26 protein-coding genes are annotated in these 18835 nt (G+C 62.8%); 17 read left to right on the top strand and 9 right to left on the bottom strand.

Going from position 1 to position 18835, the window contains the following annotated elements:
- Positions 1 to 28: 28 nt before the first annotated feature.
- The 8 genes from ABIB57_RS11060 (at position 29) to ychF (ending at position 6634) form a co-directional block, all read left to right on the top strand.
- A complete protein-coding gene (locus tag ABIB57_RS11060) occupies positions 29 to 961 on the top strand; it encodes a ribose-phosphate pyrophosphokinase (protein WP_354040779.1) in 933 nt (310 codons plus the stop codon).
- A gap of 97 nt (positions 962 to 1058) precedes the next feature.
- Entirely contained in the window at positions 1059 to 1415 is a 357-nt protein-coding gene (locus tag ABIB57_RS11055; protein ID WP_354040777.1) for a YciI family protein, read from the top strand.
- Positions 1416 to 1499: 84 nt separating this feature from the next.
- The gene (locus ABIB57_RS11050) at positions 1500 to 1847 is read left to right on the top strand and encodes a YciI family protein (RefSeq protein ID WP_354040775.1); all 348 of its coding nucleotides are present in this window, start codon (positions 1500 to 1502) and stop codon (positions 1845 to 1847) included.
- 96 nt (positions 1848 to 1943) lie between these two features.
- Positions 1944 to 2279 carry a YciI family protein gene (locus ABIB57_RS11045; RefSeq protein ID WP_354040774.1) on the top strand — a complete coding sequence of 112 codons (336 nt, stop codon included), beginning with the start codon at positions 1944 to 1946 and terminating at the stop codon, positions 2277 to 2279.
- A gap of 2 nt (positions 2280 to 2281) precedes the next feature.
- Complete coding sequence (locus ABIB57_RS11040) at positions 2282 to 3517, top strand: RNA polymerase sigma factor (protein WP_354040772.1); 1236 nt, start codon at positions 2282 to 2284, stop codon at positions 3515 to 3517.
- A 281-nt stretch (positions 3518 to 3798) separates the two neighbouring features.
- The gene (locus ABIB57_RS11035) at positions 3799 to 4419 is read left to right on the top strand and encodes a 50S ribosomal protein L25/general stress protein Ctc (RefSeq protein ID WP_354040770.1); all 621 of its coding nucleotides are present in this window, start codon (positions 3799 to 3801) and stop codon (positions 4417 to 4419) included.
- Positions 4420 to 4490: 71 nt separating this feature from the next.
- Positions 4491 to 5195, top strand: coding sequence for an aminoacyl-tRNA hydrolase (pth, locus tag ABIB57_RS11030; protein WP_354040768.1), 705 nt, complete (start codon positions 4491 to 4493; stop codon positions 5193 to 5195).
- A gap of 341 nt (positions 5196 to 5536) precedes the next feature.
- The gene (ychF, locus tag ABIB57_RS11025) at positions 5537 to 6634 is read left to right on the top strand and encodes a redox-regulated ATPase YchF (protein WP_354040766.1); all 1098 of its coding nucleotides are present in this window, start codon (positions 5537 to 5539) and stop codon (positions 6632 to 6634) included.
- A gap of 16 nt (positions 6635 to 6650) precedes the next feature.
- Here ychF and ABIB57_RS11020 read toward each other — a convergent pair whose 3' ends face one another.
- On the bottom strand, positions 6651 to 6911 hold the full coding sequence (locus tag ABIB57_RS11020) for a hypothetical protein (RefSeq protein ID WP_354040765.1): 261 nt from the start codon (positions 6909 to 6911) through the stop codon (positions 6651 to 6653).
- 233 nt (positions 6912 to 7144) lie between these two features.
- Here ABIB57_RS11020 and ABIB57_RS11015 point away from each other — a divergent pair, with 233 nt between their 5' ends.
- The 4 genes from ABIB57_RS11015 (at position 7145) to ABIB57_RS11000 (ending at position 9100) form a co-directional block, all read left to right on the top strand.
- A complete protein-coding gene (locus ABIB57_RS11015) occupies positions 7145 to 7675 on the top strand; it encodes a MaoC/PaaZ C-terminal domain-containing protein (RefSeq protein WP_354040763.1) in 531 nt (176 codons plus the stop codon).
- Positions 7672 to 8151, top strand: coding sequence for a MaoC/PaaZ C-terminal domain-containing protein (locus ABIB57_RS11010; RefSeq protein ID WP_354040761.1), 480 nt, complete (start codon positions 7672 to 7674; stop codon positions 8149 to 8151). Before ABIB57_RS11015 ends, ABIB57_RS11010 begins: the two co-directional genes overlap by 4 nt.
- 110 nt (positions 8152 to 8261) lie before the next feature.
- Complete coding sequence (locus ABIB57_RS11005; RefSeq protein WP_354040759.1) at positions 8262 to 8606, top strand: hypothetical protein; 345 nt, start codon at positions 8262 to 8264, stop codon at positions 8604 to 8606.
- Positions 8607 to 8695: 89 nt separating this feature from the next.
- Positions 8696 to 9100, top strand: coding sequence for a GFA family protein (locus ABIB57_RS11000; RefSeq protein WP_354040757.1), 405 nt, complete (start codon positions 8696 to 8698; stop codon positions 9098 to 9100).
- A gap of 356 nt (positions 9101 to 9456) precedes the next feature.
- Here ABIB57_RS11000 and ABIB57_RS10995 read toward each other — a convergent pair whose 3' ends face one another.
- From ABIB57_RS10995 to petA, 5 genes are all read right to left on the bottom strand, one after another.
- Positions 9457 to 10005: an adenine phosphoribosyltransferase gene (locus tag ABIB57_RS10995; protein ID WP_299732697.1), complete on the bottom strand. Its 549-nt coding sequence runs from the start codon at positions 10003 to 10005 to the stop codon at positions 9457 to 9459.
- Positions 10006 to 10027: 22 nt separating this feature from the next.
- Positions 10028 to 10222: a hypothetical protein gene (locus ABIB57_RS10990; RefSeq protein WP_354040755.1), complete on the bottom strand. Its 195-nt coding sequence runs from the start codon at positions 10220 to 10222 to the stop codon at positions 10028 to 10030.
- Positions 10223 to 10381: 159 nt separating this feature from the next.
- Positions 10382 to 11251, bottom strand: coding sequence for a cytochrome c1 (locus tag ABIB57_RS10985; RefSeq protein WP_354040753.1), 870 nt, complete (start codon positions 11249 to 11251; stop codon positions 10382 to 10384).
- Between the two features lie 17 nt (positions 11252 to 11268).
- Positions 11269 to 12519, bottom strand: coding sequence for a cytochrome b (locus tag ABIB57_RS10980; protein WP_354040752.1), 1251 nt, complete (start codon positions 12517 to 12519; stop codon positions 11269 to 11271).
- Positions 12520 to 12530: 11 nt separating this feature from the next.
- Entirely contained in the window at positions 12531 to 13055 is a 525-nt protein-coding gene (gene petA, locus ABIB57_RS10975) for a ubiquinol-cytochrome c reductase iron-sulfur subunit (protein WP_354040750.1), read from the bottom strand.
- Between the two features lie 236 nt (positions 13056 to 13291).
- On the opposite strand from petA, the gene ABIB57_RS10970 reads away from it, so the two are divergent.
- The 4 genes from ABIB57_RS10970 to ABIB57_RS10955 are packed head-to-tail and all read left to right on the top strand — an operon-like array spanning position 13292 to position 16067.
- Positions 13292 to 13768 (top strand): tRNA (cytidine(34)-2'-O)-methyltransferase, encoded by a 477-nt coding sequence (locus ABIB57_RS10970; protein ID WP_354040749.1) that lies wholly within the window; start codon positions 13292 to 13294, stop codon positions 13766 to 13768.
- On the top strand, positions 13765 to 14640 hold the full coding sequence (hemF, locus tag ABIB57_RS10965) for an oxygen-dependent coproporphyrinogen oxidase (protein WP_354040747.1): 876 nt from the start codon (positions 13765 to 13767) through the stop codon (positions 14638 to 14640). Before ABIB57_RS10970 ends, hemF begins: the two co-directional genes overlap by 4 nt.
- Position 14641: 1 nt before the next feature.
- Entirely contained in the window at positions 14642 to 15814 is a 1173-nt protein-coding gene (locus ABIB57_RS10960; RefSeq protein ID WP_354040745.1) for an AAA family ATPase, read from the top strand.
- Positions 15815 to 15872: 58 nt separating this feature from the next.
- Complete coding sequence (locus tag ABIB57_RS10955; RefSeq protein WP_354040743.1) at positions 15873 to 16067, top strand: DUF1059 domain-containing protein; 195 nt, start codon at positions 15873 to 15875, stop codon at positions 16065 to 16067.
- On the opposite strand, the gene ABIB57_RS10950 is transcribed toward ABIB57_RS10955, so the two are convergent.
- From ABIB57_RS10950 to ABIB57_RS10940, 3 genes are all read right to left on the bottom strand, one after another.
- Complete coding sequence (locus ABIB57_RS10950) at positions 16068 to 17264, bottom strand: CCA tRNA nucleotidyltransferase (RefSeq protein ID WP_354040742.1); 1197 nt, start codon at positions 17262 to 17264, stop codon at positions 16068 to 16070.
- A complete protein-coding gene (locus tag ABIB57_RS10945; protein WP_354040740.1) occupies positions 17261 to 17887 on the bottom strand; it encodes a CoA pyrophosphatase in 627 nt (208 codons plus the stop codon). The genes ABIB57_RS10950 and ABIB57_RS10945 overlap by 4 nt, the downstream gene beginning before the upstream one ends.
- A 101-nt stretch (positions 17888 to 17988) precedes the next feature.
- Positions 17989 to 18540, bottom strand: coding sequence for a GNAT family N-acetyltransferase (locus ABIB57_RS10940; protein ID WP_354040738.1), 552 nt, complete (start codon positions 18538 to 18540; stop codon positions 17989 to 17991).
- Between ABIB57_RS10940 and ABIB57_RS10935 the strand changes: the two genes are divergently transcribed.
- Positions 18539 to 18721, top strand: coding sequence for a hypothetical protein (locus tag ABIB57_RS10935; protein WP_354040737.1), 183 nt, complete (start codon positions 18539 to 18541; stop codon positions 18719 to 18721). The two genes, ABIB57_RS10940 and ABIB57_RS10935, sit on opposite strands and share 2 nt — an antisense overlap.
- Positions 18722 to 18835: the final 114 nt, after the last annotated feature.

Genomic DNA, 18835 nt, shown 5'->3' with positions numbered 1-18835 from the left:
GCGGGTGTTGTTGAGACAGGATCGTGCAATGAAGCTGGTCACCGGCAATTCCAACCGTGCCCTCGCCGAATCCGTCGCCAGTTACCTGGAACTCCCGCTAACCGACTGCACGGTCAAGCGCTTCGCCGATAAGGAAATTTACGTCGAAGTCCACGAAAACGTCCGTGGCGAGGATGTGTTCATCCTGCAATCGACCAGCTTCCCGGCCAATGACAACCTGATGGAATTGCTGATCCTGACCGACGCGTTGCGCCGCTCCTCGGCCCGCCGCATCACCGCCGTGCTGCCCTATTTCGGCTATGCGAGGCAGGATCGCAAATCAGTCTCGCGCACGCCCATTTCCGCCAAGCTCGTGTCCAATCTGATCACCGAAGCCGGCGTCAATCGCGTCATTACGCTTGACCTGCATGCCGCCCAGATTCAGGGCTTCTTCGATATCCCCACCGACAATCTCTATTCCGCCCCGGTGATGGTCCGCGACATCAAGGACAATTACGACACAGCCAAGGTCATGATCGTCTCGCCCGACGTCGGCGGCGTGGCCCGCGCGCGCGCAACCGCGCAGCGCATCGGCGCCGATCTGGCCATCGTTGATAAGCGCCGCCCGCGCGCCGGCGTATCCGAGGTGATGAACATCATCGGCGACGTCTCCGGCAAACACTGCATTCTGATCGACGACATCGTCGATAGCGGCGGCACGCTCATCAACGCTGCCGAAGCCCTGCTCAAGGCCGGTGCGCTCGAAGTCTCCGCCTACATCACCCATGGCGTGCTCTCCAACGGCGCCGCCGAACGCATCGCCGCATCCAAGCTCAAGGAGCTGGTGATCACCGACTCGATCGAGGAAACCGATCTGGTCCAGACGGCCTCCAACATCCGCCGCATCACCATCGCCCCCCTGATCGGCGAAGCTATCGCGCGGACCGCCAGCGAGCAGAGCGTATCCAGCCTGCTGGACTAAGTCGCCACGCCACAAAATCCTCGTTCCCTGTCGAAATCCGCCTTCCTCGCGCGACATTGTCATGCCCCTCTATGCCGGGTCATGAAAGGAACGCACCATGAAATATCTGCTGATGCTCTATGCCGACGAGAAGGCCGGCGCGCAGATACCGCCTGCTCAAATGAACAAGTTCATGGACACGATGTACGCCTATGAGGCGACACTGACCAAGGCCGGCGTCTTCGTCTCCACCGCGCCACTCCAGCCGACCACAGCCGCCAAGACCATCAATCTCGAAGATGGTGAGCTCAAGGTCCATGACGGCCCCTATGCCGAGACCAAGGAGCAGTTCGGCGGCTATTACATCATCGATTGCCCCAACATGGACGCCGCGGTGTCCTGGGCCGCCCAATGCCCCGCCGCCACCTGGGGCAAAATCGAAATCCGTCCCTACAACGAATATTCGCGCGAATAATTCCAACCCCGGTCGAAATGCCCCGTGCCTTCCCGACATTGCAGTATCGGAGCATGATGCTCCGGCTTTGATGGGAGAACGACGATGCAATACATGCTTTTGATCCACGGCGACGAAGTCAAGATGAACGCCGCGACGCCGGCCGGTGCCAGCATGAGCCCCGACTACGCGGCCTTTAACGAAGCTATGGCCAAAGCCGGCATTATCCGGGCCGGCGAACGCCTGCGCCCAACCACCGAAGCCGTCACCATCCGCGTTGCCGGCGACAAGACCGAAGTGCTCGATGGTCCCTATGCCGAAACCAAGGAACAGTTGGGCGGCTATTATGTGATCGACGTGGCCGACATGGACCAGGCCATTGCCTGGGCCGCTCGCTGCCCCGCCGCCCGCAACGGCACCATCGAGGTCCGCCCGGTCTGGCCGACCCGCTGAAGAATTTTCTTTCAGCAAAATGTAGAGATGATCGTACCCGCCCCGACATCACCATGTCGGGGCATGGTGCCCCGGAGAAAAACCGAGAGACCTGACATGCGTTACATGTGCCTGATCCACCACGACGAAGCAGCCCTCGCCGCCGCCCCGCCCTCGCTCTGGGGCGAGTATGCCGCCTTCAACGAAGCCATGGCCAAGGCCGGCATGACCTCCGGCGAAGGCCTCGAACCCTCCAGCAAAGCCACCAGCGTCCGCGTCAATGCCGGCAAAAAGACCGTCATTGACGGCCCCTATGCGGATACCAAGGAGCAGTTCGCCGGCTACTTTATCGTCGACGTGCCCGACCTCGACGCAGCCCTCGATTGGGCCGCCCGTTGCCCCAGCGCGCAATACGGCACTATCGAAGTGCGCCCGATCAAGGCCTGGAAGTAGGCATGAGCCGCGACGAGGCCAGCCAGACCGCCGAACGGGTTGCCCGCGAAAGCTATGGCCGCCTCGTCGCCTATCTTGCTGCCCGCACCCGCGATGTCGCGGGTGCCGAAGATGCACTGGCCGAAGCCTTCGCCACGGCCCTGCGCATGTGGCCCGCCGAGGGCGTGCCGCAAAATCCCGATGCCTGGCTGCTCACGGTCGCGCGCCGCCGCCAGACCGACGCGGTACGGCGCCGCCACACACGAACCGCCGGGGAGGCACATCTGCAGCTCATGGCCGACGAAATCGAAGACGCCGCCCAAAGTCCAGATGATATCCCCGACCGCCGCCTGGCGCTGATGTTTGCCTGTGCCCATCCGGCCATCGAGCGTGGCATGCGCGCGCCGCTAATCCTGCAGACCATTCTGGGTCTCACCGCCCAGGATATCGCCTCGGCCTTCTTGATTTCCCCCGCCACGATGGGCCAGCGCCTGGTACGCGCCAAGGGGCGCATCAAGGACGCCGGCATTCCCTTCAACATCCCCGATCGCGAGGCCCTGCCCGAACGGCTTGATGCCGTGCTCGAAGCCATCTACGCCGCCTATGCCAAGGGCTGGGGCGAGATAGACGGCGCGGGCGCCCCACTGGCCGATGAAGCCATCTGGCTCGGCCGGCTCGTCGTCTCCCTGCTGCCTGCGGAGCCCGAAGCCAAGGGCATGCTCGCCCTCATGCTCTATGCAGAGGCCCGTCGCGCCGCTCGCCGCGACCCCAACGGCGCCTATGTGCCGCTTGACCAGCAGAACACCGCCCACTGGGACGATTGGCAGATCGACATGGCCGAAACCCTGTTGCGCGAGGCCAATGCCGGCGGTCCCAGCGGCCGCTATCAAATCGAGGCCGCCATCCAGTCCGCCCACGTCGCCCGCCGCCGCGACAACGCCCCCACCTGGCCCGCCATCGTCGCGCTCTACGACCATCTCTATGGGCTGACCCAGTCTCCCGTGGTCGCCCTCAACCGCGCCGCCGCCTATGCCGAACTCGAGGGCCCCGACGCCGCCCTGGCTTTGCTCGATGCCCTCGCCGCCGACAAGCGTATGGCCGACTACCAACCGTATTGGGCCGCCCGCGGCCACCTCGCCGCCAAAGCCGGCCGCAAGGACGACGCCCACGAAGCCTTGATGCTGGCCATCGGCCTGTCGTCGGACGATGCAGTGCGACAATACCTGCATAAGCGGTTGGAGGCACTCCGGGATGGCTAGGACGCATCCCCCACCGCGGCGTCATTCCCGCGAACGCGGGAACCCATTCTTCTCTTTTCGGTGACCTCTCCCTCCGCAAGAGTAGGTTCCCGCGTTCGCGGGAATGACGTCGTGGGGTAAGACTATTTCTCACTGCACCGTCGCCACTCACCGGCCTTACAATCCCTTGCCCCACCAGTGCGATTAGGCTAGAACCCGCGCCATGAAGCGCTCGTCACCCCTGGAGGACGGGCGCGTATGCTGTTGTAGTGACGCATACACCAACCAGAATGGATTTTTCCATGGCTGCGACCAAAGAGCTCAAGGCTCAGGCGCGTGAGGGAGTGGGCAAGGGGGCCGCTCGCGAACTGCGTCGTCAGGGACTCGTTCCCGCTGTTATCTACGGTGACAAGAAGCCCCCCGTCACCATCTCGATCGCCTACAAAGACGCCATGAAGTACATCTATGCCGGTGGCTTTTTGTCCCACGTCATCGAACTCGATGTCGATGGCACCAAGCACTCGGTTATCCCGCGCGACTACCAGCTTGATCCGGTTAAGGATTTCGCCATCCACGTGGATTTCCTCCGCGTCGGCAAGGGCACCAAGCTGAACGTGCAGGTGCATGTGAACTTCATCAACGAAGAAGCCAGCCCCGGCATCAAGCGCGGCGGCACGCTCAACGTTGTCCACCACACGCTCGATCTGACCGTCGATGCCGACAATATCCCCGAGGAGATCACCGTTGATCTGACCGGCCTCGATATTGGCGATACCATCCATCTGTCCTCGATCAAGCTGCCGGCCGGCGTCACCGACCACAGCCATGAAGAAGACGTCACCATCGCGACCATCGTTGCCCCTTCGGCACTGAAGTCGTCTGAAGGCGGCGAAGCTGAAGAAGGCGAGACCCCAGCCGCCTAATCGGCTGATATCGTTTTGCTATTGCATCGAGGCGGCCTTAGGGTCGCCTCGTCTGTTTTGGAAAGCCCGTGATGAAACTGCTCGTTGGCCTCGGCAACGCTGGCGATCAATATCGCAACAACCGCCATAATATCGGTTTCATGGCCGCCGACGCTATCCATCGCGAATACGGTTTTGGCCCCTGGAAGAGCAAGCATGCTGGACTTCTTGCTGAAGGCCAGATCGGCGGCGAGCGCGTGCTGCTGCTCAAGCCGCAGACGATGATGAACCTGTCGGGCAGCAGCGTCCAGCAGGTTGCCCAATTCTACAAGATTGCCCCCATCGACGTCACCGTGCTCTACGACGAACTCGATCTTGCCCCCGGCAAGGTGCGGGTCAAAATCGGCGGCGGCAATGGCGGCCATAACGGCTTGCGTTCGATCGATCCGCAGCTCGGTGTCGACTATCGCCGCGTCCGCCTCGGCATCGGCCATCCCGGCGCCAAGGAAATGGTCATCCACCATGTTCTCGGCGATTTCGCCAAGTCCGACCAGCTCTGGCTGGCGCCCCTGCTCGACGCCATCGCCAAGCATGCCGGACTGCTGGTGACCGGTGACGACAACGGTTTCATGAACAAGATCGCGCTGGCCACCAAGCCAGATGCCGAGCCGGCCGAAAAGCCCGCGCCCAAGGCCCAAAGCCATATCCGCCAGGCCCGCGAGCCGAAGCCGCAGGTGGCAGTGCCGGAAACCGGCCCCATGGCCGCCATGCTCAAGAAGCTGTTCAAGGGCGACTAACGAGCGACTTCGCAGTTCCGCATTATGCCCCCACCCACCCGTTCTTCCCGCGGGCTTGACCCGCAGGCCTCTAGCAGCACGCACTCTACTCAGCGCTTGCGGTGAGGGCCCCGCGGGTCAAGCCCGCGGGAAGAACGGTGGGTGGGAATGCGCGGAGCAGCACCTGCCCATCCAAACCCATCCACGTTCCCCTCTTCTTCCCGCTCCCAAACATCTCGCCGCATGCCGCAGTCTACCCGCCGACCGCAGGGCTCCTACCCATGCGTCGTCAAACCACGCCCGCGCATTGACTTATCCGCGCATTCCAACCATGTGGAGGCCAACACAATCCGGAGTTTCCCATGGGTTTCAAGATGGGCATTGTCGGCCTGCCGAATGTCGGCAAGTCGACCCTTTTCAATGCGGTCACCCGCACCGCCGCCGCGGCCGCGGCGAATTTTCCGTTCTGCACCATCGAGCCCAATGTCGGGGACGTCCCGGTGCCCGATAATCGCCTGCAGAAGCTGGCCGCCATCGGCAAATCGGTGAACATCCTGCCCGCGCGCATGAGCTTCGTCGATATCGCCGGGCTGGTGAAGGGTGCGTCCAAGGGCGAAGGCCTGGGCAACCAGTTCCTCGCCAATATCCGCGAATGCGACGCCATCGCCTATGTGCTGCGCTGCTTTGAGGATGGCAACATCATCCATGTCGCTAACAAGGTCGATCCGCTGGCCGATGCCGAAGTGGTCGAAACCGAACTGATGCTGGCCGACCTTGAGAGCCTGGAAAAGCGCTACAAGGGCCTCGAAAAGAAGGCCCAGCAGGGCGACAAGGAAGCCAAGCTCACCCTGGAGCTGGTTGAAAAGGCGCTGGTGCTGCTGCGCGAGGGCAAGTCTGCCCGCTTCGTCAAGCGCCTGCCTGAGGAAGAAAAAGCCTTCCAGGAACTGCAGCTGCTGACCTCCAAGCCCGCGCTCTACGTCTGCAATGTCGATGAAGGCTCGGCCGAACACGGCAATGCCATGAGCAAGCTGGTGGAAGATTACGCCCATAAGCATGATGCCGGCGTCGTCATCATCTCGGCCGAAATCGAGAGCCAGCTCGCCCAGCTCCCTGATGCCGACCAGGCCGAATACCTGGAATCGCTTGGGCTGCACGAAGCCGGCTTGAACCGGCTGATCCGCGAAGCCTATGCGCTCTTGGGCCTGCAGACCTATTTCACCGTCGGCCCCAAGGAAACCCGCGCCTGGACCATCCACAAGGGCGACAAGGCCCCCGCGGCGGCCGGCGTGATCCATTCCGATTTCGAACGCGGCTTCATCCGGGCCCAGACCATTGCCTATGACGACTACGTCACGCTGGGCGGCGAAGTCCCCGCCAAGGAAGCCGGCAAGGCCCGCGACGAAGGCAAGGAATACGTCGTCAAGGACGGCGATGTGATGCTGTTCAAGTTCAACACGTAAGATCGAGCGGGGCGGCTCACTGCACGAGGTCGCCCCACTCCTCCCTCCACAGCGCATCGTCCTCGAGCCAGACAAACACGCCGAGCAGATCGTGCTGCGCCCGCAATAGTCCGGCGCGAAACAGCGTCAAATCCGGATCATCGGGCACCGATGAGGTTTCCTCGTTCGGGGCCGACACATACGCCGTCGGCAACTCTGCTTCCCACCAGATCCGCACCATGGCGCCCCATTGCGGCGCCTCCGAAATCTGGTTCACCCGATAGTAGACTTCCCGCATGGCGACACCATTTGTTGACCATGCCAGCCTCCACCGAAGGTCCTAATCCGTCGCCACTGTCCGCCTCAGCACTTCACCTGATGCTCGCCACTTATGCCCGTGGGGACATTGGGCGATACCATGCCCATGGGCACCGGGACGGGTATCGACATGGTGGACCCAAGGAATAGGCCGCAGAACCTTGATCGCGCCCCCACTTCATGCCATATCCGGTTGACGTATAGGTAAGCCTCATGCCCAATCCGATAACCGCCAATCGCCGTCATTACGAAGACCTCGCTGTTGGCGAAGTGATCGATCTCGCGCCGACCACGGTCACCAAGCAGATGATCTTCGACTTCGCCCGCGAGTTCGACCCGCTGCCCTTCCATCTCGATGAAGCGGCTGCCAATGCCTCGCTGTTGCGGGGCCTGGCTTCCAGCGGCTGGCAGACGCTGGGCCTGACGCTGGCGCGGCTCAGCGCTGGGTTTCTCAACACCATCGCCTCGGAAGGCGGGCTCGGCTTCACCGATCTCAAATGGAAGCGGCCGACCATGGTCGACGATACCATTTCGGGCACCGCGACCATTTCGGCGCTTCGCCGCAGCAAGTCGCGGCCGGCCAGCGGGATCATCACCATCGATCTCGACGTGCGCAACCAGCGCGGCGAAAGCATCATGACCATGCAATTGGCCAACCTGATCGCGGTGCGCCATCCCGCGACCGTGCCGATGCACGAAATGCCCTATGATAGCCCCTCCGACCGCGAAGGAGCCAAGTCATGACCCGCTGGTTCGAGGATATCAACGCGGGCGAGGTCTTCCCGCTGGGCGACCACACCTTCACCCGGGACGCGATCATCGCTTATGCGAAAATCTACGATCCGCAATATTTCCACGTCGACCCGGAAGCCGCCAAGCTCGGCCCCTTCGGCGGTCTCGTCGCCTCCGGTGCACAGACCGCCATGGTGGGCCAGCGCCTGATGGTCGATGCGCTGTTCGCCGAGGCCGATCGCCTGCGTGCCGCTGGCGAGGAGCCGGGTGTCGGCGGCCCCTCCCCCGGCGGCGACAAGATCGAGTTCAAGGCCCCGGTCCGTCCCGGCGACACGCTGACCTATAGCCTAACCACGCTGGGCAAACGCGTCTCCAATTCGATTCCCGGCTGGGGCGTGTTGAGCAACGAGATCACTGCCACCAACCAGCAGGGGGAACTGGTGTACCGCGCCGTTTTCGCCAGCTTCCTCAAGCTGCGCGGAGCCTAGCCGGGGCCCTGCGGGCTTTTCTGCTTCACTGCGCGACAAACCGCGCGATTGCATCACCGCAATCACGCTCGCCCCTTGAAAGCGCCGCAGAGCCCCTGCACTCTCTGCCCATGCGCCGAATCGCCCTGATCATCACCGCCGCCGCTCTTCTGGCCACTCCCGCCTATGCCCAAAGCTATGTGGGCAATTGGGGCTGCCGTGACTCCACCACCAACCATGCCGGCGTGCTGACCATCTATGGCGATGTCTATGGCTTCGCCTCCGCCACCTTCGGCGATACCGCTTCGGGCACCGGCACTGTTTCCGGCTACCAGGATGGCGTCGGCTTTACCGATGGCCCCCTCAAGACCGCCAAGGGCATCGAGGCCGGCCGTATCGTGCCCGATCCCAATGCGGGCGTCGCGCTGCAGCTCGAAACCAAAGACGCCATCGTCATGCTCTGCCTCGCTCACTGACTTCAGCGGGACTTATCCTCGCTACTCGCTGCTGACCTATCCTGTCAGCACGCCTTGGCATTATGATCGGGTCAACGAGGAGACCCGCCATGCCCCTGATCGCCACCTGCCATTGCGGCGCCACCAAAATCGAACTGCCGCATCCGCCCGCCCGGGCCGGCGAATGCAACTGCACGTTTTGCGGCCGCACCGGCGCGATCTGGGGCTATTACCAGCCGGGCGAGCTGAACATGGTCTCGGACACGCAGGGCAAATTCTATTCGGTCAGCGGCATGGGCAACGAGCACCACTTCTGCGCCAAGTGCGGCATCCAAACCTGGGGCGTGTCGCCGGACTGGGGCTCGCTGTACAACAACGATGGCACACCCAAGGACGCCAGCAATCCCAACGCCTTTCCCACCAAGCAGATCTACGCCATCAACCTTCGACTGATCGACGATTTCGACTGGTCGAGCGTGACGGTTGAAAAGATGGACGGCCGTAATAGCTGGTGAGGGGTAGCTGCAGGTTTGGCTTGGTTTGATCAAACCCCAACCACTGCCCTTCCCGCGGGCTTGACCCGCGGGCCACCATCAGCACGACACAGGCGGCCAGTGCCCCCCGGATCAACTCCGGGGGAAGAAAGGGGAGAAGCAGCATGCTCGAAATGGACGGCCACAGTGGCTGGTAGCGATTAGCTTCGGCGTTTTCTCTGATCCATCCCCACCGCCCCTTCCCGCGGGCCTGACCCGCGGGCCTCCGCCAGCATGGCACAAGCGGTCAGTGGCCCCCGGATCAAGTCCGGGGGAAGAACGGTAGGAGAGAGGGAAGAAAGAGAGATAGAAAGCAATTCGGAAAGCGAGCGACCTGCTCAGTGCCCTTCAAAAGCGATCAGCGAGTGGATCGCGACGTTTTCGGCCCGCAGCTTGGCGGCGCCGCCGAGATCGGGCAGATCGATGACGAAGGCGGCGTGATTGACCGAAGCCCCGGTGCGCCGCAGCAGGCCCACGGCCGCAATGGCGGTACCGCCGGTGGCGATCAGGTCATCGACCAGCAGCACGACATCGCCCTTATCGAGCACGTCGGCATGAATCTCGATGGTGTCGACGCCATATTCCAGCGCGTAGTTCTGCCCGATGGTCTCGCCGGGCAGCTTGCCCTTCTTGCGGATCGGCACGAAGCCAACGCCGAGCGCAATCGCCACGCCCGCGCCGAAGATGAAGCCGCGCGCCTCGATGCCGGCGACATGGGTCACGCCCAGCCCGCGATGGGCCGCGGCGATGCGCTCGATGCTTTCCTTGAAGCCCTGCGGGTGCTCGATCAGCGTAGTGATATCGCGGAATAATATCCCCTTCTTGGGATAATCCGGGATGGTGCGCACAAGCGATTTCAGGTCGAGCTTGGAAGGGTCTAGCGACATGGGGCGCCTGTGGTGAGAGTAATTAGCGGATGCGGCGGCCGATGAGGTGGCGGGCGATGACGCCGGCGCCATAGGCCGCGTTGCGAGTGGCGGCAATGGCCGTCTCGCGCGCCTGCGGGTTGTTGACCACGGCATTGACCCCGGCCCGCACCACCGGATGGCGGCTGGCAGTGATGGCGGCACTGACGACGGTAACAGCGATGCGAATGGCGGACATGGCGGCTCCCCTCGGCGCGCGGTGATTTGCTCAGGCAACATATTGCGGTCTTGAGCCACGATGGCAAGGGGGCAAAGCTTTGTGATCGGCTGGCGCAAGACAAAGGGCCCGCGTGGGGCCCTTTGAAAATGCGTGGCGATGAGCCGGGCGGTAGTGCCCTTAGTGCTCGATACCCTGCCAGATCTTGCGCTTGGTGGCGTACATCAGCCCTGCGAACAGGATGAGGAACAGCAGCACCTTGAAGCCGGTTTCCTTGCGCGATACCAGCCCCGGCTCGGCCATCCACATCATGAATGCGGACACGTCCTCGGAATACTGGTTCGTCGTCTCGGGAACCGTCACGCCGTCTTCGCCGGGCACGTAGGTGACCTGACCGTCCGAAAGCGGCGGCGGCATGCTAATGGCGTGGCCGGGGAAATAGTCGTTGTAATACTTGCCCTCGGGCAATGCGAACGGCGTGCCGTCGGCATTGTGCGGTGCGTTTTCCGGAACTTCTTCGTGATAGCCGTTCATCAGGGCGTGGATGTAATCCGGGCCGCCTTCGGAATAGCCGGTGAAGTAGTTGGTGATCCACCAGGGGAAAGCGTCGGTGACGCCACGGGCCTTGGCCAGCACCGAGAAGTCCGGCGGCAGCGCGCCGCCATTGGCATCACGGGCATCCTGGTCGGTAGCGAAGGGCGATGGCCAACGATCGGCAGCGACGCCCTTGCGGGTGCCGCCCTCGGCGGTGGGATCGGCAATGTTGTACTCGGCAGCCAGCGCCTTGACCTGGCCTTCGGAGAAGTGGGGACCACCCTCCTCGGCCAGGGTGCGGAAGGCGATCAGGCGCGCGCCATGGCAGTTGGAGCAGACTTCGCGGAACACCTGGAAGCCGCGCTGCAACTGGTTCTGGTCATAGGTGCCGAACAGGCCGCCAAAGCTCCAGCTCTGCTTTTCAATATGCGGCCCGCTGTGGTCCTGCGCAAAGGCGGGAGCGGCGAAGGCGGCGACAAGCGCGACGGCGGCGAGGATAGTCTTGGTCTTGAACATCGATACGATCCCGCCCATCACGCATGTGCCTTTCCGAGCACGCTCTCCGAAATGCTGGCCGGCAGCGGCCGGGGCTTTTCGATGCGCGAGAGGACGGGCAGGATGATGATGAAATGCGCGAAGTAGTAGGCCGTGCAGATCTTGGCCAGGATGACGTAGACGCCTTCCGCCGGCGCCGCGCCCAGATAGGCCAGCGCCAGGAAGTTGATCACGAACAGCCAGTAGAACCACTTGAACATCGGCCGGAACGTGCCCGAACGAACCTTGGAGGTATCGAGCCAGGGCAGGAAGAACAGGATGACGATCGATCCGCCGAAGAAGATCACGCCGCCGAGCTGCGAGTTGATGAACAGGATGTTGAAGTCGATGGCGCGCAGGATCGCGTAGAAGGGCAGGAAGTACCATTCGGGCACGATATGGGCCGGCGTCACCTGGCTATTGGCCATGACGTAGTTATCGGGATGGCCCAGGATGTCCGGCGCGAAGAACACGAACCAGGCAAACGGGATGGCGAACAGCACGACGCCGTAGAGATCCTTCATCGTATAGTACGGATGGAAGGGCACGGTATCGCGGCTCGACTTCACGTCGACGCCGATCGGATTGTTGTTGCCGGGCACGTGCAGCGCCCAGATGTGCAGCACGACGACCGCAGCGATCACGAACGGCAGCAGGTAATGCAGCGAGAAGAAGCGGTTGAGCGTCGGATTGCCCACCGAGAAACCGCCGCGCAGCAGTTCGAGGATCGGATTGCCCAGCACCGGGATGGCGCCGAAGATATTGGTGATCACGGTGGCGGCCCAGAAGCTCATCTGGCCCCATGGCAGCACATAGCCCATGAAGGCGGTTGCCATCATCAGCACGAAGATCAGCACGCCCAGAATCCACAGGATTTCGCGGGGTGCCTTGTAGGAGCCGAAATACATGCCGCGGAAAATGTGGACATAGACTGCGGCGAAGAACATCGAGGCGCCGACCGAGTGAACGGCCTGGATGATGCGGCCGCCATTGACGTCGCGCTTGATGTGCTCGACCGAGTCGAACGCCATCGCGACATTGGGGGTGTAGTGCATGGCAAGAATGACGCCGGTGACGATCTGCACCACCAGCATGATCGCCAGGATCGCGCCGAAGGTCCACCAGTAGTTGAGGTTCTTGGGCGTCGGGAAGTCCATCAGGTGCTCTTTGGAGAACCTGATGATCGGCAGACGTTCATCGAGCCACTTCTCGATACCGGTCCCGGGCGTATACGTCGAATGTTCTGACATCGGAGCCCCCATTAACCGATCTGGACCAGCGTATCGCTGATGAAGTCATAAGGCGGCAGCACCAGATTCTTGGGCGCCGGCCCTTTGCGGATACGGCCCGCAGTGTCGTAGACCGAGCCGTGGCAGGGGCAGAACCAGCCGTCATATTCGCCCGACTCGCCCACCGGCACGCAGCCGAGGTGGGTACAGTTGGCGATCATGATGAGCCACTGTTCGTGGCCGGGCTTGGTGCGCTCCTCGTCGGTCGCGGGGTCCTTGAGGTCGGCCAAAGGCACGGCCTTGGCCTCGTCGATTTCCTTCTGCGTGCGATGCCGCACGAACACGGGAAGCCCGCGCCACAGGATGGTAACCGACTGACCCTCCTCGATCGCGGACAGATCGAATTCGATGCTGGCCAGGGCCAACGTCGAAGCATCCGGATTCATTTGGTTGATCAATGGCCAGACCGTGGCAACGACGCCAACGCCCCCAACCGCGGCGGTAGCAACGAGGAGAAAGTCTCGCCGTGTCCCGTGATGTTCTGCTTGCGTAGCCAAGGTTACGATCCCCGTCCGATACACCTAAGACGCGCCGGCAGTCGGCGGGCCCACACGCGCATACGCGGAATCGGTCGCCATCCGCCCTCAAGCGGCCACGTCAGTTGCGGTTCTTTTTGCACTGTCACAAGCACTTGTCCAGAGCGCCAGCCAGTGACATGAGACAACTGCGACACTATACCCAATTTCCCCAGCGGCAAGCGCCTCAACGCCCTTCCCCGCACCACGAGGAAGGTATGCCGATGCCGGTCGATCTGGCCCTCTATCAACCCGATATCGCTCAAAATACCGGCACGCTGATCCGGCTCGGTGCCTGTATCGCCGTGAGCGTGCATGTCATTCATCCGACCGGTTTTATTTTTTCGGCCAAGACGCTGCGCCGTGCGGGCCTCGATTATCTCGACCAGGCCGTGGTGGTCGAACATACCGGCTTTACGGCGTTCGACGAGTGGCGCCGGGCTGCCGGACGCCGCCTTGTGCTGCTGACCACCAAGGCCAGCCAGTCCGCCTATGCGGCCGATTATCGCGGGGATGACATCATCATGGTGGGCCGCGAAAGCGCCGGAGTGCCTGACGCCGTGGCCGAAATCTGCGACCTTCGGGTGCGCATTCCGATGCGCGAAAACCTGCGCTCGATCAATGTGGCGCTTGCGGCAACCCTCATTGTGGGCGAAGCCAAACGCCAGACCGATGGATTTGCAGACCTTAAATGACGACACCAGACCAAGACATGGACACCAAAAAGCTCACCGCGCAGGCCTGGTTCCGCGCCCTGCGCGACCGCATCTGCGCCAGCTTCGAGGCCATCGAGACCGACGTGCAGGGGCCGCAGGCCGATCGCGCGCCCGGCCAGTTTGAGCGGAGCCCATGGGACCGCGCGGCGGGCGGCGGCGGCGAAATGAGCATGCTGCACGGCCGGGTCTTCGAAAAGGCCGGGGTCCATATCTCGACCGTCCATGGCGAATTCTCAGCCGATTTCGCCAAGCAGATGCCCGGCACCGAGGAAGGCGCGCAGTTCTGGAGCTCGGGCATTTCGCTGATCGTGCATCCCTGGAACCCGCATGTGCCGGCAGTGCACATGAACACGCGCATGATCGTTACCGGCAAGCAATGGTTCGGCGGCGGCGCCGACCTGACGCCGGTGCTCGACCGGCGCCGGAGCCAGGACGACCCGGATACAGCCGATTTTCACGCAGCGATGCGTGCGGCCTGCGAGAGCCGGCCGGGCGTCGACTACCAGCGCTATAAAGAGTGGTGCGACGAGTATTTCTTCCTGCCCCACCGCAATGAGCATCGCGGCACCGGCGGCATCTTCTACGACCACCATAATTCGGGCGACTGGAACGCCGATTTTGACTTCACCAAGGCGGTTGGCGAGGCGTTTCTGGGGATTTATCCCGAACTGGTCCGCCGCAATTTCGAAACGCCCTGGACCGAAGCCGACCGCAACGAGCAATTGGTGCGCCGGGGGCGTTACGTCGAGTTCAACCTGCTCTATGATCGCGGCACCACGTTTGGGCTCAAGACCGGGGGCAATGTGAACTCGATCCTCTCCTCCATGCCGCCGGAAGTCCGGTGGCCCTGACATGACGCTCTCCGCCGTTGAAATCATCGGCTATCGCTCGATCCGCAAGATCCGGTTCCCGGTGCGGCAATTGACGGTGCTGGTGGGCGGCAATGGCGTCGGCAAAACCAACCTCTACCGTTCGCTCGAACTGCTGCAGGCAGCGGCAAATGGTACGCTAGCCGGCGAAATTGCGCGCGAGGGCGGCCTGGCTTCGATCTTTTGGGCCGGCGGCAAAAATCTAGGCCCCGACGGCGGGTTCGATCCCATGTATCGCACCGACGGCTATCGCAAAGGCGAAGGCAATAGCCTGCGGCTGGCCGCAAGCTTCGCCGACCTCGGGGATGGCAGTTTCGACCCGACATACCGACTCGAGGTCGCCTTCGCGCCCGAGGCCGCCGCCGCTTTTCCAAGCGAGGCGCAAATCAAGACGGAAAGCCTGGACTGGCAGCAACGTGGCAAGGCCGTCAACCTGATGGATCGCAAGAGCGGGGTAGCTTGGGCGCGCGACGCTGCTGGACGGCGCGAACTCGCCACAGACGACCTGCTCGCCAGCGAGACGGCCCTGGCTGCACTTTCGGGACGATCGGAAATTGCGCTGGTGCGCGACTCGCTGGTTGCCTGGCGATTTTTCCACGGCTTCCGCACCGATGCCGACTCGGCCTTGCGCCGGCCGTCACGGGCAGTCACCGCCCCGTCGCTGGCCTCCGATGGGAGCAATCTGGGTGCAGTTCTTGCGACGCTGCACCATATTCGCGGCGACCGGATCGACCTCGACAGAGCAGTCGAAGACGCGTTTCCGGGCGCAGAACTGGTCATTCCCGAAGTGAGCGAGTTCGCCACGTTTGGCATGCGATATGCCGAGATGCCCAAGCGGGTGTTTGCGCCGCACGAACTTTCTGATGGGACACTGCAGTTTCTCGCTCTGGCAGGGGCGTTGCTCTCCTATCGGCTGCCGCCCTTCATCGCCCTGAACGAGCCCGAGAACAGCCTGCACCCAAATCTGCTACCGATGCTGGCGCGGCTCATCGTCAAGGCGGCGGAGCGCAGTCAGGTCTGGGTGGTAACGCATGCTCGCGATTTGGCCGACGCCATTGCAGCCGAGAGCGGTGTCATCGCCCGCGAAGTGGTGCGTGACGATGGCGGCACCTGGCTTGAAGGCCTCAACCAGCTCGGCGAGTTTGCCGACGAATAGGGGAACCCTCCCCGTCGCGAGACGTTTGATTTGCGCAATCCAAATCTAGGAGGATGCAATGAAGCGTTTTGATTCTGGCACTTTGATCCCTGGCTCGACCTGGCATACCGAAGGCGATAACGAAGCCGAAGTTGTGCGCCGCGCGGTGGAAAACCTGCGAAATCTGCACGGCGAAACCGAGATTCGCCCGGATATGGTGGAGCGGATCAAAGAACGCATTGTTGATACCGACGCCAAGCCGGTCAAACACTAGTCAGGCTTTCGCCAGTTCCAGTAAAGCAGGGCGGTCGAGGGTAAAGCCACTCTCGACCCATTGGGCTTCCAGGCGGTCCAGGACGTTGCCCAGATCCGGGCCTGGGCGCATGCCTAGAGCAAGCAAATCCCTGCCGCCGACGGGGAATTTCGGCGGATCTATGGCGTCGACCTGCTCGGTGATTGCAACCTTGCCGGCCTCCCCCCACCCAGCCAATACTGCCGCGACATCAATGGCGCCGCCCAGATAATCGCCGAAGCGATAGACCGCTTCGTTGACCTTGAAGGCGCGTAGTAATTCGCTGGTGGCTTTGATCGCCAGAGCTATATCGATATCTGCATTGGACAGGCGCCAGCGCTGCTGTACGGCGTCGGCCTGCTGATGCTCCAGAATTAACGCCAGACGACCGTGAAATTGCGGCCTGCCGGCTTGGCGCTCATAGGTCTTGAGCAGCGCTAGCGTGTCCTCATCGATCGGCTCCAGGCCAATACGCGTCATGGCGCGCAGGGTGGCGGCGATCTGCGGCAGGGACAGCATGCGCGTCATCTCGGCACCAACGCGCTCTGCCGACAAATGGCCAAGATGTCCGACGGCTGCCGCACAGGCAGCTAGTCCCGCAGGATCAAAGGTCTCGCTGCCGTGGCTGGCGGAAAAGCGGAAGAACCGGAACACCCGCAAGCCATCCTCGGCGATGCGCTGGGCCGCCTCGCCAATGAACCGTACATGTCCGGCGAGGCAATCGTCCAACCCACCTAGCGGATCGAACAAGGCGCCCGATGGCTCGGCGTAAATCGCATTGAGGGTGAAATCGCGCCGCTGGGCGTCCTCGGTCCAATCGGTGCCGAAGGCAACATGGGCATGGCGTCCATCGGTCTCGACATCGCGCCGCAGCGTCGTCACCTCAGCCACGACCTCGCCCAGGCGGAGCGTGATGGTGCCGTGATCGATCCCGGTCGGATAGGAGGCAATGCCGGCGGCCCTGGCGCGCTCGATCACCTCGGTGGGCAGCAATTCGGTGGCGAAGTCGATATCGGGGTTGTCCCGGTGGCGATCCAGCAGCGTATCGCGCACCACGCCGCCAACGGCACGGGTGCGCCCCGCAGCGCCATCGAGGACGGCAAAGATGGCCTGCGTCTCGGCGCGCTTGAGCCACGCCGCCTCGCGCAGCCGCGCTTCGGCGGTGGCCAGCGCGCTCATGCGGCGTCCTCTTCGTAGGCCAGATCGCGGAACAGGCGGGTCAGGTTGGCGGTAATGCCCCAAATACGGTGGCCATCGTGGTCGATCTGCCAGGTCTGACCGCGCTGGCCGCCGCGTTCGAAGCGGAATTGGCCGTAGCTCGCGGCGTTGAGAATCCGCGCCAGCGGCACTTCGAACACCGAGTGCACCTCGCCCGGATTGGGCACGAAGGGTCGGCTGGGAGTGACCGTGGCCACTACGGGCGTGATCAGGTAATTGGTGCCGGTGAAATAGGTCGGCATGTAGCCCAGCACCGTTGCATCGGCCCGCTCCATCGCAACTTCTTCATAGGCTTCGCGCAGGGCGGCGTCGGCGGCATCGAGGTCGTCTGGATCGACTTTGCCGCCGGGGAACGCCACCTGCCCCGAATGCGAGCGCAGGTCGGGCGACCGCTCCGTGTAGAGCACCGTGCGGCCTTCGGGCCGCGCCACGATAGCGATCAGCACCGCAGCCGCTACCGGGGGCCGGTCAAACGGCTGCGGCGGCGTCCAGTCGGGCACCAGATTACGCGCCTCCGCCAAGGCTGGCGGCGCCGAGAGCAGACGCGAGGCAATGCGATCGATAATAGCGTCGTCAGCAGACACGGCGCACCCAACTGGATTTTTCGAGACGACTTTAGGCGACAAATATGAACCCTGCATCCTCTGGAGAGAATGCAGGGTTGTCAAACCTCAAGTGTCTTATCTCAAACCGGCTTGAATGCCGCGATCGAGCCGCTGAGCGCGGTGGCGAGGGTCTTGTCCTCGGCAAGGAGCAGCACGCGGGTGACGTCGACCGGACCGGGGAACTGGATGGCACCGGGCGTGGTGATTTCCCAGCCCAGCGGGCAATAATAGTCCTGGTCGCCCACCAGCAGCACGAACGAGCCCTCGCCACGCGCCAGCGCCCGCTTGCTGACTTCGAGCGCCAGCAGCTTGCCGGCGCCGCGCTTGCGGAAATTGGGATGGGTGGCCAGCGGACCCAGCAGATAGCCATTGAGACCACCGACGCTGATTGGGGTCATCCAGACCGAACCGCAGGCTACGCCATCGACTTCGGCAACCAGCGACAGGCTGGTATCGATCGGAAACCGCTCGCGCACCCGGAAGGCCGTGCGGGCGAAACGGCCGGGGCCGAAGGCGAGCGCCTGCAGATCGTCGATGAACGCGTCGTCGGCTTGCGTGGCGGGACGAACGGTCAGGACACCGGGGAAAGGCACAGCAGCGGCCGCAGCCGAAGGCAGGGGAACAACGGTCATGAGACTGATCCAGAAATGGCGTGCAAAGGACAATTCGGCGGCTCCGAAAGAGCGCCGTTCAAGGACCCATCAGGGTCGTCGTGTCACCAGCAAAACCTTTACCATCCTGGGCGCCTCCACGCCTGATTTCCGCATTAGCACCATGATGACCCCACGTAAACAAAAACGTCCGCATCGCTAAAAGTTTTTCCGCCGCCGTCGCCGCTGGGTACCAAACTGACAACAATGCGTTGCTGCCGCATGACATTATCGGCGTGCCGCCCATGCACTATCTGTGACACAAGTGAGCCAACCC

The sequence above is a fragment of the Devosia sp. UYZn731 genome, from assembly GCF_040546795.1.
Lineage (GTDB): Bacteria > Pseudomonadota > Alphaproteobacteria > Rhizobiales > Devosiaceae > Devosia.
Note: the sequence above shows the minus strand (reverse complement) of the source record. Positions and strands in the feature narration are given on the sequence as shown.

Excerpts from the sequence above, each read along its gene's own strand:
- ABIB57_RS11060 (WP_354040779.1), top strand. The coding sequence starts at position 29 with ATGAAGCTGGTCACCGGCAATTCCAACCGTGCCCTCGCCGAATCCGTC.
- ABIB57_RS11055 (WP_354040777.1), top strand. The coding sequence starts at position 1,059 with ATGAAATATCTGCTGATGCTCTATGCCGACGAGAAGGCCGGCGCGCAG.
- ABIB57_RS11050 (WP_354040775.1), top strand. The coding sequence starts at position 1,500 with ATGCAATACATGCTTTTGATCCACGGCGACGAAGTCAAGATGAACGCC.
- ABIB57_RS11045 (WP_354040774.1), top strand. The coding sequence starts at position 1,944 with ATGCGTTACATGTGCCTGATCCACCACGACGAAGCAGCCCTCGCCGCC.
- ABIB57_RS11040 (WP_354040772.1), top strand. The coding sequence starts at position 2,282 with ATGAGCCGCGACGAGGCCAGCCAGACCGCCGAACGGGTTGCCCGCGAA.
- ABIB57_RS11035 (WP_354040770.1), top strand. The coding sequence starts at position 3,799 with ATGGCTGCGACCAAAGAGCTCAAGGCTCAGGCGCGTGAGGGAGTGGGC.
- pth (WP_354040768.1), top strand. The coding sequence starts at position 4,491 with ATGAAACTGCTCGTTGGCCTCGGCAACGCTGGCGATCAATATCGCAAC.
- ychF (WP_354040766.1), top strand. The coding sequence starts at position 5,537 with ATGGGTTTCAAGATGGGCATTGTCGGCCTGCCGAATGTCGGCAAGTCG.
- ABIB57_RS11020 (WP_354040765.1), bottom strand. The coding sequence starts at position 6,911 with ATGCGGGAAGTCTACTATCGGGTGAACCAGATTTCGGAGGCGCCGCAA.
- ABIB57_RS11015 (WP_354040763.1), top strand. The coding sequence starts at position 7,145 with ATGCCCAATCCGATAACCGCCAATCGCCGTCATTACGAAGACCTCGCT.
- ABIB57_RS11010 (WP_354040761.1), top strand. The coding sequence starts at position 7,672 with ATGACCCGCTGGTTCGAGGATATCAACGCGGGCGAGGTCTTCCCGCTG.
- ABIB57_RS11005 (WP_354040759.1), top strand. The coding sequence starts at position 8,262 with ATGCGCCGAATCGCCCTGATCATCACCGCCGCCGCTCTTCTGGCCACT.
- ABIB57_RS11000 (WP_354040757.1), top strand. The coding sequence starts at position 8,696 with ATGCCCCTGATCGCCACCTGCCATTGCGGCGCCACCAAAATCGAACTG.
- ABIB57_RS10995 (WP_299732697.1), bottom strand. The coding sequence starts at position 10,005 with ATGTCGCTAGACCCTTCCAAGCTCGACCTGAAATCGCTTGTGCGCACC.
- ABIB57_RS10990 (WP_354040755.1), bottom strand. The coding sequence starts at position 10,222 with ATGTCCGCCATTCGCATCGCTGTTACCGTCGTCAGTGCCGCCATCACT.
- ABIB57_RS10985 (WP_354040753.1), bottom strand. The coding sequence starts at position 11,251 with ATGTTCAAGACCAAGACTATCCTCGCCGCCGTCGCGCTTGTCGCCGCC.
- ABIB57_RS10980 (WP_354040752.1), bottom strand. The coding sequence starts at position 12,519 with ATGTCAGAACATTCGACGTATACGCCCGGGACCGGTATCGAGAAGTGG.
- ABIB57_RS10970 (WP_354040749.1), top strand. The coding sequence starts at position 13,292 with ATGCCGATGCCGGTCGATCTGGCCCTCTATCAACCCGATATCGCTCAA.
- hemF (WP_354040747.1), top strand. The coding sequence starts at position 13,765 with ATGACGACACCAGACCAAGACATGGACACCAAAAAGCTCACCGCGCAG.
- ABIB57_RS10960 (WP_354040745.1), top strand. The coding sequence starts at position 14,642 with ATGACGCTCTCCGCCGTTGAAATCATCGGCTATCGCTCGATCCGCAAG.
- ABIB57_RS10955 (WP_354040743.1), top strand. The coding sequence starts at position 15,873 with ATGAAGCGTTTTGATTCTGGCACTTTGATCCCTGGCTCGACCTGGCAT.
- ABIB57_RS10950 (WP_354040742.1), bottom strand. The coding sequence starts at position 17,264 with ATGAGCGCGCTGGCCACCGCCGAAGCGCGGCTGCGCGAGGCGGCGTGG.
- ABIB57_RS10935 (WP_354040737.1), top strand. The coding sequence starts at position 18,539 with ATGAGACTGATCCAGAAATGGCGTGCAAAGGACAATTCGGCGGCTCCG.
- ABIB57_RS10940 (WP_354040738.1), bottom strand. The coding sequence starts at position 18,540 with ATGACCGTTGTTCCCCTGCCTTCGGCTGCGGCCGCTGCTGTGCCTTTC.